Raw genomic sequence first — 13,472 nt, 5'->3', positions numbered from 1 at the left:
CGGAGATATATCTTGAGCAAGCATCGGCATGCCGCCCAGTATCAAACTTATTCCTGCTAAAAACAACTGTCTTTTCATAAGCATCAGGGTTCTAAAACAAACGTTCTTGATATTTCCTTCAAAGATAAGAATATTTCATTGATATTTCAGACTGAAACATTTGTGGCAGTGCACATACAATCCTAACAACCAACGTTTTAATAAAAACAAGAAACTAAATCAAGCCATAAAAAGATTAAAACGGCACCCATCGCAGTTCTTCCCTCCAACAGTTTTTTGTAACAACAATGCAACATATATGACACAAAAACACAACACGTATGTCCGAACTTTGTCGCCGACAAATCATTCGACAACAACAGATTATGAAAAAAAGTGCATTGACAGTACTGATTGCCCTGCTGCCGTTGGCCGCAATTGCCCAAACGCCCTCCATCAACGAGGACGGAAAAAAGATTGAAAAGGAGAAGATGGAAACCAAAGACTACCTGCCGGAAGTCCACGGAACCATCCGCGCCAAATACGAATATCAGACCACCATGGGTGCAGGACGTTTCGAAGTACGCAATGCCCGCGTCAGCGTGACGGGCAACGTATTGCCCAGCGTAGCCTACAAAGCCGAGATAGACCTCTCCGACGAAGGCCAAATCAAGATGCTGGATGCCTACGCCCGGCTTTTCCCGACAAAAGGACTGACAGTCACCGCCGGACAAATGCGCGTCCCCTTCACCATCGACGCCCACCGCTCGCCGCACCAGCAATACTTTCCCAACCGCTCGTTCATCGCCAAGCAAGTGGGCAATGTACGGGACGTGGGATTCACAGTAGGATATACCCTGCCTACCGATGTACCTATCACCGTGGAAGGAGGACTTTTCAACGGTTCCGGACTGACCAACCAGAAAGAATGGCACAAGGAAGTGAACTACTCCGCCAAAGCCCAGTTTCTCTTCACCAAAGGACTGAACCTGACACTAAGCGTGCAGAGTATCCAACCGGAAGAAGTACGCATGCAGTCCTATGACATCGGCACTTACTACGAAACCGGCCGTTTCCATATCGAAGGCGAATACTTGTACAAGCAATATTCCGACAACGCTTTCAAAGATGTACACGCCGTCAACACCTTCATCAACTACGACCTGCCTCTACGAAAAGTATTCAACAAGATGTCTTTCCTGCTACGCTACGACATGATGACCGACCAGAGCGACGCCAAAACCGCCGATGAGGAAACCGGCAGATTGACAGTGACCGACTACAAACGCCAACGCCTGACGGGCGGCATCACCTTCAGCCTCAGCAAGGCATTCCGCACAGACCTCCGGCTGAACTACGAGAAATACTTCTATGCCAAAAACAGCATAGCGAAAGAGTCGGAACAAGACAAGGTGGTATTGGAATTGATGGTACGCTTCTGATATTTCCTGGCTTTCCCTTGCTTTTTTCATTCCAAAAAGGTATATTTGGAATAAATTATTCCGAGTTATGGCAAATCCAATCATACCCGGCATACTGCAGACTGAACAAGACTTATTGTATAGTAAGCTGAATGCATACAATCAAGGGAGAGCCTCTTATAAGGAAGTGGGCGCCTATCTTGTCGTACTGCCCCGACCGGAGCATCTCCAATATACTTTATGGATTTACTCTCCACTGCCCGGAAGACAGTCCATCTTCTACATTTGCGACCTTTCCACCGACATTCACGAAACGCTACGGATGGCAAGCACACTATGTTTCTACTCGCCGCGCAGCCTGCTGCTTGTGGAGTACAATGCCAAAAGAATGCAGAGCAAAGGGGACGACATCATCTCCGTAGGCAAATACCACGGACACTTCCTGCACGAAATCCTCCGTATAGACCCTGCCTATCTTACGTGGATAGCTTTCAAATTCCAACCACGCATCCCCAAGCAGGAACGTTTTGTACAGATTGCCAAGATTTACCATTCGGTCCATCTCGACATACAACGGAGAAAAACGTACCAGACCACCGGCGGACGTTTTCTGGGGAAAGAAAGCGAAAAAGTGGAGAACCTGACGCTGACGGTGCTCAGCGTGCGACTGGAGGACAACCCCTACAAGACGCAGCTCAAAGGGACCACTCCTTATTTCTATGTGCGCCAGGTGCTGAAGCTGAAAGACTCCATCGGCAACTTCGTCAGCATCCGGCTGAATGCACGCACGGCAAGCCAGAAATCATGCCAGCTGCCCGCCGTGGAACATGCCTACCAGGTAGGGGAACTGATGGAGATAGCATCGGCACGCATCGCGCGTACCTATATAATAGGAAGTACGAAATACACCCGGTTGACACATGTGAAGCTGCACATCCCTACCGGGTAAAAGATTTTCTATCAGATACGAACCACACGCTGCATACGGCTGCTTTCCCAGCCTGCCTCTATCAAGCGGATGACTCCGACCACCTCGCGGGCATCGCTCTGCAAAGGTTCGCCGTGACAAATATGCCGATAGATATTCTCGTAAAAAGCTGCATAATCACCGGGAAGGCTTGGATAAGGTTCATGCACGATTCTACCGCCCTTTTCCGTATGAAGTATCCCCCAAGAGGATTTGTCCTCCTCGCCCCAGTGCGGAGTGACGGGCAATACGCCTTCGTTCAAGGCGGCTTCCTGAGGGTCGAAACCATATTTCACGTAAGAACCTTCCCTGCCGTGGAGGACGAAACGGGGTTCGCTCGCACACATCAGATAGCTGGATTTCAGCGTTATCTTTACTTCGGGTGCCTTTGAGGGGCGTAGCAAATGAATGATGAAGTAGTCGTCTACCTTGCTGTCCTTGCGCAACGTGGCAATATCTGCAAAGACGGCTTCGGGCATACCGAACAGCTGCACAGCCTGGTCTATGACGTGGGCGCCCAGGTTATAGGTCAAGCCACCGCCATCTTGTCCGGTTTCCTTCCAAGTATTCGGCTTGATAAAATTACGATAACGGGGGAAGGTGGATTCAAACTCCACCAGATGTCCCAGCAGGCCTTTGGACAGTATTTCCTTGACCGTCAGAAAATCGCCGTCCCACCGGCGATTCTGGTAAACGCTCAAGGTCAGCCCCCGGCTTGCGGCAAGTGCCACCAGCTCCTCAGCTTCTGCCACGGTGGTAGTGAAAGGCTTCTCCACAACCACATGCTTGCCAGCTTCGAGGGCGCGGCGGGCATACTCATAATGAGTGCTGTCCGGTGTGTTGATGACAACCAAATCCAACCCTTCCAGTCCGATAAGTTCCCCAAAACTCCGCACAATACAAGCGTCGGGATACTTTTCCCGGGAGAGTTCCTTACTGCGCTCCGTAACGGCAATCAATTCAAAATGAGGGTTGGTGGAGATGAAGGGAGCATGGAAAACACGTCCCGACATTCCGTAAGCGGCTAATCCAGTTCTTATCTTGTCCATATCGTTCTTTTTAAGTTCACCCTTATTCCGTCACCAACGGACGCTTACGCCAATCGTCCTTCATATAGCTGTCGGGGTAGACCGTCTTATCAATGATTTCGCCACCTTTCAGACGAATCCAGGTGGTGAAAGTACGGGCACCTTCCTTCATCACAATGACACGGGCACCGTTGGACAAATGGTTGTACTCGGTATTGCCACCGGTGAAACGGCCGTAAGCCAGCAGAATGCCTTTCCACATTACGGCATAATCGTTGTCATGGTCGTGTCCGACAAACATACCCATCACATCACCGGCCTCTTTCATGGCAGTGAACATGCCCGTATTCAGTTCCGGAGCGCAAGCCTTTTCCATGCGGGTACCTATCAGTATGGCGTTCTCGTCGGAAGCGGCTTCGTTATATTCCGGCAGAGGGATGTGGAAGAATGCCAGTGCAGGCAAAGGTTGGCCACCGTTCTTTGCTTTATAAGCGGCACTCTGCCGACGGTACCAGTTCACCTGGTCGAAAGTGAGCCAGTCGTACCCCTTTACGTCGGGTAGTTTGGAGTAGGAATGGGAATCCAGACAGTAAAGCAGGGCTGCATCCTTCTTGCCGTCCGAGGATTTCAGTGTGAGGACATAGTCGGGGGATTCAACTCCGCCACGGTCGGGTTGGATATTGAAAGGCATGGAACGGATAACATCATAAAGTTCGGCACGTGTTTTTCCCTGCTCGTTGTCGTGGTTACCAAAGGTTACGACAAAAGGAATCTTACGGTCCGTAGCATAGGAAAGCACCTTGCGCATGGCCGTATCGGCAGGTGCGGCATAGACCACATCGCCGGTAAAGACTACTAAATCGGGGCGCTCAGCATCGAGCACCTCGCCAATACGCTTCAAAGCAATGTCTGAAGCCGGATTACCATACTTAAAGTGGATGTCTGTAAACTGGACGATTTTAAACTCTCCATTCTTGTTGAACTGTAAAGGCGATACTTGTGCCGGGCAGAACAAGGAGGATAAAAGTGCCAGACAAAAGGTCAAGGAGATTTTCTTCATATAAGTGGATGATTAAAATTAGTCGGTATCATTTCAGCATAGTATTATTCTTTCACTATCAGCACAGTGGCATAGGCAGATATACCTTCTTCTCTGCCCGTAAAGCCGAGTTTCTCCGTGGTAGTGGCCTTGATGGAGATGTCGTCCTCGTCTATGCCCATCACAGTGGCAAGCGTGCGCTGCATTTCGGGAATATGTGCTTTCAGCTTAGGACGTTCGGCACAGACGGTGGCATCAATGTTGCTCACCGAATAACCTTTGGTAGCTATCAGTTCTATTGTTTTTTTCAGCAGAATCTTGCTGTCTATGTTCTTGAACTCACCGGCAGTATCGGGAAAATGATAGCCGATGTCGCGCATATTCGCCGCACCCAGCAATGCGTCACAGATAGTATGAATGAGCACATCCGCATCCGAATGCCCCAACAATCCCTTTTCATGTCCCAAGCGAATGCCGCCTAGCCAAAGCTCGCGTCCTGCCACCAGCTGGTGGACGTCAAAGCCGAAACCTACACGTATCTTCATATCATTACTTCTTTAAGTTGATACGAAAGTACGGAAAAAAAGCGAGGTAACAAGAAAAAACAAGACGAAGATAATCAGCGGATATGGAAGTCGAGCACTTTCTCCTCTCCAAGATAGCCCTGCAAGTGCTGTCCGATGCTGACAGGGCCTACTCCCACAGGTGTACCCGTAAACAGCAAATCACCGATTTTCAAGGTCATGAAGCGGCTGACATAAGCAATGATTTCATCTACCCGGAACAGCATGTCCGCTGTATGACCGCGTTGCACCTCCTTATCATCAATCGTCAGATGGAAGTCCAGATTTTGCACGTCTCCACCCGCCTGCTCCAACGGGATGAAGGTGCCGATGGCTGCCGAATTGTCGAAACCTTTGCAGAGTTCCCACGGATTACCGGCTTCACGGAACTTACGTTGCAGGTCACGCGCAGTGAAATCAATGCCTACCGTCACTGCATCATAATAGCGGTGCGCAAAGCGGGGTGCAATGTTCTTGCCCAGCCGACAGATACGCACAACTACTTCCGTCTCATAATGCACCTCGTTGGAAAAGTCGGGGATAAAGAAAGGTTTGCCATCTTTCAGTATAGCCGAATCGGGTTTCAAGAAAATAACCGGTTCCTTATTCTCGTGTGTATGTCCCAGCTCCTTGTTGTGCAGAGCATAGTTCATTCCTACAGCAATAATCTTCATTACTTGATCTCATTAAAGTTCAGTCTGTTAAACATCACGGCCAGATGGGCATAAAGGGAAGTGTTCTGCACGACAATGTTCTCGGGAACACGGATACGGAACGGGGTGAAGTTCCATACGGCCTTGATACCGCCCTCTACCATGGAATCCGTTATCTGCTGGGCTATTTCGATAGGTACCGTCAGCACGCCTATATTGACATCGTACTCCTGCATCTTCTGCTTGAACTTGTCCGAGTGATAGATGGGGATGCCGCTCAGTGTCGTACCCACCAGTTCGGGCTTCACATCGAAAGCAGCTACTATCTCCAAACCGAAATGGCTCAGACCCGAGTCGCGCAGCAAGGCACCTCCCAAGCTTCCGACACCGAACAGAAAGGCTTTGTGTATATTGGTAAATCCCAGGAAATCCTCCAGCACAGCTATCAGTGTGTCCACCTCATAGCCTACACGCGTACGTCCCGAGATATTGACATACGAAAGGTCTTTGGCAATTTGTGAAGCATCAATATTGATTTCCTTGGAAATCTGGGTGGATGATACGAATCGTTCCCCCTTTTGTTTCAGCAACTTTACATTGGAAAGGTACCACGGAAGCCGGCGCAAGGTAGGTTCCGGCACCTTCATGGTTTCTTTTTTCTGTAACGGACTGCTCATAGTTTCTTATTTAAGTTCTCAATATTGCGATTGGCAAAAGTAGTGCTTTTTTTCTAATCAGTAACACGGATGCAACAAAAGCTTAACATAATTTCTAATTGCATAATTCCACATAATATCGTACTTTTGGGAAGTTTAAAAGAAAGAAGTATGAAGAATAATGATTGGAAAGAACGGTTGAATATAGTCTATTCCACCAACCCGGACTACAACTATGAGATGAATGACGATGAGGAGCAAGCTACCCTCCCCCCTGCACAACAACGCCTGCGTGTACAGCTGGACCGCAAGAACCGGGGTGGCAAAGTCGTCACTCTTGTCACAGGTTTCGTGGGCACCGACAATAATCTGAAAGAACTGGGCAAATTGCTGAAAAGTAAATGTGGAGTAGGCGGAAGTGCCAAAGATGGAGAAATCATCGTGCAAGGCGACTTCAAACAACGTGTCATCGACCTCCTGAAGGCAGAAGGATACACGCAAACCAAGCCCGTGGGATAAACGCATCATCCGTCTCACTGCAACTGTAGAGGCATAAAAAAGTGACCGTTTAGGAATTCAACTCCATATACGGCCACTTCTTTTTATAGAATCGTTTCTAAGCGGAATTATTCAGCGCGCAAAGTAAAACGCTTGAAGTCAACAACCTTCAATTCAGGATCAGCTTCTTTCAAAACTTCTCTAACTGTCTTCTTACCATCCATGATATCTTCCTGGTTCAGCAAGCAAACTTCTTTCAAGAACTTGCCAAGACGGCCCTTAGCAATATTCTGAATCATTTGTTCAGGCAGATGTGCAGCTTTCTCGGCAGAAACAGTAGCAATGATTTCCTTTGCCTTTGCCACGTCTTCAGCAGTAATCCAGCCTTTGGCCATGTTGCTTTCCATGTGGTCTTCGCTGTCCACGTGAGCCGGGTTGATACCAGCCTTCTTCAAAGCGGCCTCAACAGCCTTCTGTACCTGTTCAGCTTTTGTCTTCTCGATAGCAACATCTATTTCCTTCTGCTTGATTTCTTCAGATACGCCATCTTCGTCTACTGCAATCGGGTTCATGGCAGCAATCTGCATGGCAATCTGCTTAGCCAGTCCTTCTTCAACAGCCTTGTTGAAAGCAACAATAGTGCAGAGGCCATTTCTGTTCATGTGGTTATAAACCACAGTGCTTGCACCTTCTACAGTCATGTAACCATCCAACTCCATCTTCTCGCCAGTGATACCGCTACGGTCTGTTACAGCATCCTGTACAGTACCGTTGCCCATCGGCAGAGCTTTTACTTCGTCCAGAGTCTTGCACTTGTTAGCCACGGCAAGGTCCAGAATGTCCTGAGTCAATTTCACGAAATCAGCATTCTGAGCCACGAAGTCAGTTTCGCACTTCAGAGCGATGATAACGGCAAAGTCACCCGTAGTCTTAGCCAGCACACAGCCTTCAGAAGCCTCGCGATCTGAACGCTTAGCTGCAACAGCTTGTCCCTTCTTACGGATAATTTCCATTGCCTTGTCGAAATCGCCTTCAGCTTCAGTCAAAGCATTTTTGCAATCCATCATACCAGCACCGGTCATCTTGCGGAGCTTGGTTATATCAGCCATACTTACAGCCATAATATCTTTTTATTTTAATTGTTAATAATATCCTTATAAAGTAATTGAGAGTTGAGAATAGAGAATTGAGAATTGCCGTAAAGTAACTCTCAACTTTCAATTCTCAACTCTCAACAGTATGATTAAGCCTCTTCTTCCTTCATGAAAGCAGCAGCCTTAGCGGCATTGATTGCTTCCTCGTCGGACTTGTCGAGTCTTGCTTTTGTAGCTTTCTTCTTACCTTTGTTGGCAGGAGCTTCACCGGCAGCTTCCATGTCTACCTTTTCGGCCTTACGTTCTTCCAGACCTTCCTGCATAGCAGCGCAGCAAGCATCAAGAATAACTTCTACTGACTTAGTAGCGTCATCATTTGCCGGGATTACGAAATCGATATTCGTAGGATCGGAGTTTGTATCAACGATACCGAATACGGGAATCCCCAGACGGTTAGCTTCACGAACTGCGATGTTTTCCTTCATTACGTCGATAACGAACAGAGCAGACGGCAGACGAGTCAGGTCAGCGATAGAGCCCAAAGTCTTGTCCAACTTTGCACGTTGACGTGAAATCTGAAGAATTTCTCTCTTGGAGAGGTTTGAATAGGTACCGTCGCTTGTCAACTTGTCGATGGTAGCCATCTTCTTGACAGCCTTACGGATAGTCGGGAAGTTAGTCAACATACCACCCGGCCAACGCTCGATTACATAAGGCATATTTACAGATGCAGCCTTATCGGCAACCACCTGCTTAGCTTGTTTTTTAGTAGCAACAAACAGGACTTTCTTTCCTGATTTAGCGATTTGCTTCAAAGCTTCAGCAGCTTCGTCAATTTTAGCAACCGTCTTGTTGAGGTCAATGATGTGAATACCATTGCGCTCCATGAAGATGTAAGGAGCCATTGCAGGGTTCCACTTTCTTTTCAAGTGACCGAAGTGGCAACCGGCTTCTAATAATGTATCAAAATTTGTTCTAGACATTTTCTTTTAAATTAATCGTTTACTTTCTTTTTTGTTTCTTCTAAACCAACCGCCGGGTAGTCTGAATCTGAAGAGTCCCGGTAGTTTAGATACTAAACGCTTTTTCAGTTGAGAGTTGAGAGGTGAAAGTCGAGAATTAAGCAACTTGTCCGCCCCAACCGTTCTCCAACTCTTAACGTTTACTGAACTGGAATCTACGACGTGCTTTCGGTTGTCCCGGTTTCTTACGTTCAACAGAACGAGGATCACGAGTCATGAAACCTTCAGAACGGAGAGCAGCCTTGTCCTCAGCATTGATTTTCACCAGTGCGCGGGCAATTGCCAAACGCAAAGCCTGAGACTGGCCGGTGAAACCGCCACCGCAGAGATTAACTTTGATGTCGTACTTTTCAGCAACACCCAGCTTATTCAACGGCTGTTTAACTACATACTGAAGAATGCTTGATGGAAAGTACTCTGCGAGGTCTCTCTTATTAATAGTAATCTTTCCAGTACCTTCGCTTACGAAAATACGTGCAATTGCACTTTTACGTCTGCCTAATGCATTTACTACTTCCATTATCTCTTATTTAAGTACGTTAATATCAATCATTTTCGGGTTCTGAGCATCGTGTTTGTGCTCGCTGCCGGCATATACATACATATTGCCCAGCAATTTTGCGCCCAACTTGTTCTTAGGCAACATACCCTTTACTACTTTTCTCAGTAACTTGTCATCACCGTTCGGTTTTGCCTGCAAACGGGCAGGAGTGATTTCTCTCTGGCCGCCAGGATAACCTGTATATGACAGATATACCTTGTCATTCCACTTGTTACCGGTTAATTTTACTTTGTCGGCGTTGATAATGATTACATTATCGCCACAATCTACGTGAGGGGTAAAGTTAGGTTTATACTTTCCTCTCAACAGTTTCGCAACTTTTGCGCCCAGACGACCCAATACCTGGTCTGTAGCGTCAACAATGACCCATTCTTTAGTCACTGTAGCTTTGTTTGCAGAAATGGTCTTGTAACTTAAAGTATCCACTCTTAATTGTTTTTTAAAATGTTACTACTAAAATGTTTTTCTTCACCGCAAGCCAGTCATCCCGGACAATGGAAGATTAACTCGCTATGAATTAAATGCTTATCCTTTTGAGATAATAATCGGCTTGCAAAGGTACGGTTTTTCTTAGAACTGGCAAAAGTTTTCCACTTTTTTTTAGAGAGCCACTTGGCTGATATACAACAGACAAAGTTATCCTGCGGAGAAAGGGAAGAATCTCCGCAGAACAACTCTTTATGATGCGGCCTTCATCGGTCGGTGCCGTCATAGAAGGCTTTCAAAGCTGCATGAGAAAGAAACGGGAAAGAGAAAGAAATATCAACGGACAAGGTCTTCGGGAAATTTTGCAGGCATGCCCACCCGCTTCCATGTTTCATGGAACCATGTATTCAGTTCATTACCATTCAAGTCCTTAGCTATAAAATACTTCAGGTACATTACCCCGTCGTCCCCTATTTCAAACTCCAGTATATTGTCTTTATGGTCCAACATGGGCAAATGGATGTTTTTCTCAATGCTTTCCTTATAGGAATTATCCGTCAGCTGCTGATAAGTCCCATATCCAGTGATGATGGCATCTTTGCCTGGAATAATTGTAAAATTGACAATACGGCCGTCATCACTCAGCACTTTAAAGGTGTTACTCGGTTTCAATATCCCGGGAACATCCGGGATTTCAGACACATAATGACATAACTGCCAAATTCCTGCCAGTTCCGCAGGCCTAAACTCTGCGCTCTCCTGCGCATTGGCTCCCGCTACCGCAAGCAGCACCGCTGCCAGCATGGTAAAGAAATAGTTCCGTTTCATATTCGTATGATGTTGGTTAACGTTATGTCGTTCCGTTAGACACAAATATAAAGATTTATTTTGAGATTATAACATTTTTGGGTATAAAAAAACCGCACAAACAACAGAATGTTTGTGCGGATGATTTTATCCAGTTTGTATATTCCGAAACTTAGAACTCGGCGTTGCGCGGCGTACGCGGGAACGGTATGACATCACGGATATTCGTCATGCCCGTAACGAACAGCAGCAAGCGCTCAAAGCCTAAACCGAACCCGGAGTGGGGACATGTACCGAACTTACGGGTATCGAGATACCACCACATATCCTTCATCGGGATGTGAAGTTCGTCAATGCGCGTCATCAGCTTGTTGTAATCCGATTCACGTTCGGAACCGCCAATAATTTCTCCAATCTTCGGGAAGAGTACATCCATGGCACGCACGGTCTTGCCGTCTTCGTTCTGCTTCATATAGAACGCTTTGATTTCCTTCGGATAGTCAGTCAGGATAACCGGACGCTTGAAGTGGTCTTCCACCAGATAGCGCTCGTGTTCGGAAGCCAAGTCAACTCCCCAGTACACCGGGAATTCAAACTTATGCCCTTTGGCAACAGCCTCTTCCAATATCTTGATACCTTCCGTATAAGGCAGGCGCACGAAGCTTTCTTTCAAGACACCTTGCAGACGTTCAATCAAGCCCTTATCAAACATGTCATTGAGGAACTTCACATCGTCGGCACAGTTGTCCAAAGCCCACTGTACACAATATTTGATGAAATCTTCCGCCAGGTCCATATTGTCCGTAATATCATTGAACGCCACTTCCGGCTCAATCATCCAGAACTCTGCCAAGTGGCGGGGAGTATTGGAATTCTCGGCACGGAACGTAGGACCGAATGTATAGATGGCTCCCAATGCAGTAGCGGCAAGTTCGCCTTCCAACTGTCCGGAAACAGTCAGGCTGGCCTGCTTTCCGAAGAAGTCATCATCGTAAATAATGGAACCGTTCTCATCTTTCTTCAAGTCGTAAAGGTTCTTCGTAGTCACCTGGAACATCTGGCCTGCGCCTTCGCAGTCGGAAGCCGTGATAATCGGAGTATGAAAATAGAAGAATCCTCTGTCATGGAAGAACTTGTGGATGGCAATCGCCATATTATGACGAATACGGAACACAGCCCCGAACGTATTGGTACGGGGACGCAGATGGGCTATCTCACGGAGGAACTCCATGGAATGACCTTTCTTCTGCAACGGATACGTGTTATCGCAAGTTCCCAGCACTTCGATTTCGCGGGCCTGCACTTCGGCCTTCTGACCGGAACCGACAGATTCCGTCAGCACACCGTTTACGCTCAAACAAGCACCGGTAGTAATCTCTTTCAGCATCTCCTCATCGAAGTTACCCAAGTCTACTACAATCTGCACATTATTTATTGTAGAACCGTCATTCAGCGCGATAAAGTTTACTTGCTTACTACCTCTGCGGGTACGAACCCAGCCCTTCACGTTGACCATAGCGCCAAAATCTTCACGCTTCAGCAGGTCAACAATCTTTGTTCTACTAATCTTTTCCATAAAACAGTTATTATACCTTATTATATATTACTCAAAAGAACCCATGCGCAGGAAGTTCACCTCTTGTTCCGTGAGGTAACGCCATTCGCCGCGGCGCAGGCCTTTCTTGGTTAAACCGGCAAAATACACACGGTCCAGTTTCATCACCTTGTATCCCAGCGATTCGAAGATACGACGCACGATACGATTCTTGCCGGAGTGGATTTCAATACCGACATCATCTTTCTTGAAGTCATCCGTATAGCTGATGGCATCTGCATGGATTTCCCCATCATCCAGTTGAATGCCGGCTGCAATCTGCTCCATATCGGCTTTTGTCAGGTTCTTGTCCAAATGCACATGATATATCTTCTTCTTCAGATACTTGGGATGCGTCAGCTTGGAAGCCAGGTCACCATCATTTGTCAGCAGCAACACACCTGTAGTATTACGGTCCAGACGACCTACCGGATAAATGCGTTCGTTGCAAGCGCCTTTCACCAAATCCATCACCGTGCGACGTGCTTGGGGGTCATCCGAAGTAGTCACAGTATCCTTCGGCTTGTTCAGCAGGACGTAAATCTTACGTTCTATGCTGACCGTCTGGTCGTGGAACTTCACTTCATCACCGCGCTTAATCTTGGTTCCCAATTCCGTCACCACCTCTCCGTTTACAGAAACGACTCCGGCAGTGATGAATTCATCAGCCTCGCGACGGGAGCAAACACCGGCATTGGCCAGGAATTTGTTCAAGCGGATAGGCTCGTTCGGGTCCACAAACTGCTCCTTATATTCTATCTGTTTCTTCTTGCTGTACTTAGCATTGGGGTCATAATCGGCCGAACGACGGACTGGACGGCTATAGCTGTCTCTGTTGCCGTATCCGCCAGGTCTTCCACCACCCGAATTGAAGCGTGGACGATAAGGACGGTCACCACCCTCATTATTGTAGCGAGGACGCTGCGGACGGTCGCCATCTTCGCTGTTGTAGCGCGGACGATAGGGACGGTCCGTATTATAAGAACGGTCGCTGTTGTAGGAGCGGTCGCCGTTATAAGGACGTTGCGGACGGTCACCACCCTCATTGCCATAACGCGGGCGCTGCGGACGGTCACTATTATAAGGGCGTTGCGGACGGTCGCCACCTTCGCTGTTATAGCGCGGACGGTAAGGACGGTCACCCGAATTGTTTCCATAAGGGC

General features: G+C 47.5%; 15 protein-coding genes. 3 read left to right on the top strand and 12 right to left on the bottom strand.

Annotated elements, in window-relative coordinates:
• Positions 1-365 precede the first annotated feature (365 nt).
• Positions 366-1,421 (top strand): porin, encoded by a 1,056-nt coding sequence (locus ABUA47_RS07100; RefSeq protein ID WP_034529478.1) that lies wholly within the window; start codon positions 366-368, stop codon positions 1,419-1,421.
• A 67-nt stretch (positions 1,422-1,488) separates the two neighbouring features.
• Positions 1,489-2,349, top strand: coding sequence for a hypothetical protein (locus ABUA47_RS07095; protein ID WP_009037834.1), 861 nt, complete (start codon positions 1,489-1,491; stop codon positions 2,347-2,349).
• A gap of 11 nt (positions 2,350-2,360) precedes the next feature.
• Here ABUA47_RS07095 and ABUA47_RS07090 read toward each other — a convergent pair whose 3' ends face one another.
• From ABUA47_RS07090 to ABUA47_RS07070, 5 genes are all read right to left on the bottom strand, one after another.
• Entirely contained in the window at positions 2,361-3,416 is a 1,056-nt protein-coding gene (locus ABUA47_RS07090; RefSeq protein WP_009037833.1) for a Gfo/Idh/MocA family oxidoreductase, read from the bottom strand.
• Positions 3,417-3,438: 22 nt separating this feature from the next.
• Entirely contained in the window at positions 3,439-4,455 is a 1,017-nt protein-coding gene (locus ABUA47_RS07085; protein WP_009037832.1) for a metallophosphoesterase family protein, read from the bottom strand.
• Positions 4,456-4,499: 44 nt separating this feature from the next.
• Complete coding sequence (ispF, locus tag ABUA47_RS07080; RefSeq protein WP_035450125.1) at positions 4,500-4,979, bottom strand: 2-C-methyl-D-erythritol 2,4-cyclodiphosphate synthase; 480 nt, start codon at positions 4,977-4,979, stop codon at positions 4,500-4,502.
• Between the two features lie 74 nt (positions 4,980-5,053).
• Positions 5,054-5,671 carry a fumarylacetoacetate hydrolase family protein gene (locus ABUA47_RS07075; RefSeq protein ID WP_009037830.1) on the bottom strand — a complete coding sequence of 206 codons (618 nt, stop codon included), beginning with the start codon at positions 5,669-5,671 and terminating at the stop codon, positions 5,054-5,056.
• Positions 5,671-6,327 carry a redox-sensing transcriptional repressor Rex gene (locus ABUA47_RS07070; RefSeq protein ID WP_016274430.1) on the bottom strand — a complete coding sequence of 219 codons (657 nt, stop codon included), beginning with the start codon at positions 6,325-6,327 and terminating at the stop codon, positions 5,671-5,673. The genes ABUA47_RS07075 and ABUA47_RS07070 overlap by 1 nt, the downstream gene beginning before the upstream one ends.
• 150 nt (positions 6,328-6,477) lie before the next feature.
• Between ABUA47_RS07070 and ABUA47_RS07065 the strand changes: the two genes are divergently transcribed.
• A complete protein-coding gene (locus ABUA47_RS07065) occupies positions 6,478-6,825 on the top strand; it encodes a translation initiation factor (protein WP_005833443.1) in 348 nt (115 codons plus the stop codon).
• Between the two features lie 107 nt (positions 6,826-6,932).
• Here ABUA47_RS07065 and tsf read toward each other — a convergent pair whose 3' ends face one another.
• From tsf to ABUA47_RS07030, 7 genes are all read right to left on the bottom strand, one after another.
• Positions 6,933-7,925: a translation elongation factor Ts gene (tsf, locus tag ABUA47_RS07060; protein WP_005829605.1), complete on the bottom strand. Its 993-nt coding sequence runs from the start codon at positions 7,923-7,925 to the stop codon at positions 6,933-6,935.
• 122 nt (positions 7,926-8,047) lie between these two features.
• A complete protein-coding gene (gene rpsB / locus ABUA47_RS07055) occupies positions 8,048-8,881 on the bottom strand; it encodes a 30S ribosomal protein S2 (protein WP_005829604.1) in 834 nt (277 codons plus the stop codon).
• A gap of 172 nt (positions 8,882-9,053) precedes the next feature.
• On the bottom strand, positions 9,054-9,440 hold the full coding sequence (gene rpsI, locus ABUA47_RS07050; RefSeq protein WP_005829603.1) for a 30S ribosomal protein S9: 387 nt from the start codon (positions 9,438-9,440) through the stop codon (positions 9,054-9,056).
• A 6-nt stretch (positions 9,441-9,446) separates the two neighbouring features.
• Entirely contained in the window at positions 9,447-9,908 is a 462-nt protein-coding gene (gene rplM, locus ABUA47_RS07045; protein WP_005829602.1) for a 50S ribosomal protein L13, read from the bottom strand.
• 336 nt (positions 9,909-10,244) lie between these two features.
• On the bottom strand, positions 10,245-10,736 hold the full coding sequence (locus ABUA47_RS07040; protein WP_035450126.1) for a DUF4488 domain-containing protein: 492 nt from the start codon (positions 10,734-10,736) through the stop codon (positions 10,245-10,247).
• Between the two features lie 151 nt (positions 10,737-10,887).
• Positions 10,888-12,291 (bottom strand): asparagine--tRNA ligase, encoded by a 1,404-nt coding sequence (asnS, locus tag ABUA47_RS07035; protein WP_005829597.1) that lies wholly within the window; start codon positions 12,289-12,291, stop codon positions 10,888-10,890.
• A gap of 27 nt (positions 12,292-12,318) precedes the next feature.
• Positions 12,319-13,472, bottom strand: a 1,154-nt coding sequence (locus ABUA47_RS07030) for a pseudouridine synthase (protein WP_349831488.1), incomplete at its 5' end; no start/stop codon positions are given.

Origin of the sequence: Bacteroides sp. RTP31139st1_H2_RTP31139_211217, assembly GCF_040227615.1 — a bacterium.
Classification (GTDB): domain Bacteria; phylum Bacteroidota; class Bacteroidia; order Bacteroidales; family Bacteroidaceae; genus Bacteroides; species Bacteroides uniformis.
This window is presented reverse-complemented; position numbering and strand designations above follow the sequence as displayed.

What these genes read in the sequence shown, in the direction of transcription:
- rpsI (WP_005829603.1), bottom strand. Translation starts at nt 9,440, where the DNA reads ATGGAAGTAGTAAATGCATTAGGCAGACGTAAAAGTGCAATTGCACGT.
- ispF (WP_035450125.1), bottom strand. Translation starts at nt 4,979, where the DNA reads ATGAAGATACGTGTAGGTTTCGGCTTTGACGTCCACCAGCTGGTGGCA.
- ABUA47_RS07100 (WP_034529478.1), top strand. Translation starts at nt 366, where the DNA reads ATGAAAAAAAGTGCATTGACAGTACTGATTGCCCTGCTGCCGTTGGCC.
- ABUA47_RS07065 (WP_005833443.1), top strand. Translation starts at nt 6,478, where the DNA reads ATGAAGAATAATGATTGGAAAGAACGGTTGAATATAGTCTATTCCACC.
- asnS (WP_005829597.1), bottom strand. Translation starts at nt 12,291, where the DNA reads ATGGAAAAGATTAGTAGAACAAAGATTGTTGACCTGCTGAAGCGTGAA.
- ABUA47_RS07090 (WP_009037833.1), bottom strand. Translation starts at nt 3,416, where the DNA reads ATGGACAAGATAAGAACTGGATTAGCCGCTTACGGAATGTCGGGACGT.
- ABUA47_RS07040 (WP_035450126.1), bottom strand. Translation starts at nt 10,736, where the DNA reads ATGAAACGGAACTATTTCTTTACCATGCTGGCAGCGGTGCTGCTTGCG.
- ABUA47_RS07075 (WP_009037830.1), bottom strand. Translation starts at nt 5,671, where the DNA reads ATGAAGATTATTGCTGTAGGAATGAACTATGCTCTGCACAACAAGGAG.
- ABUA47_RS07095 (WP_009037834.1), top strand. Translation starts at nt 1,489, where the DNA reads ATGGCAAATCCAATCATACCCGGCATACTGCAGACTGAACAAGACTTA.
- rpsB (WP_005829604.1), bottom strand. Translation starts at nt 8,881, where the DNA reads ATGTCTAGAACAAATTTTGATACATTATTAGAAGCCGGTTGCCACTTC.
- ABUA47_RS07085 (WP_009037832.1), bottom strand. Translation starts at nt 4,455, where the DNA reads ATGAAGAAAATCTCCTTGACCTTTTGTCTGGCACTTTTATCCTCCTTG.
- tsf (WP_005829605.1), bottom strand. Translation starts at nt 7,925, where the DNA reads ATGGCTGTAAGTATGGCTGATATAACCAAGCTCCGCAAGATGACCGGT.
- ABUA47_RS07070 (WP_016274430.1), bottom strand. Translation starts at nt 6,327, where the DNA reads ATGAGCAGTCCGTTACAGAAAAAAGAAACCATGAAGGTGCCGGAACCT.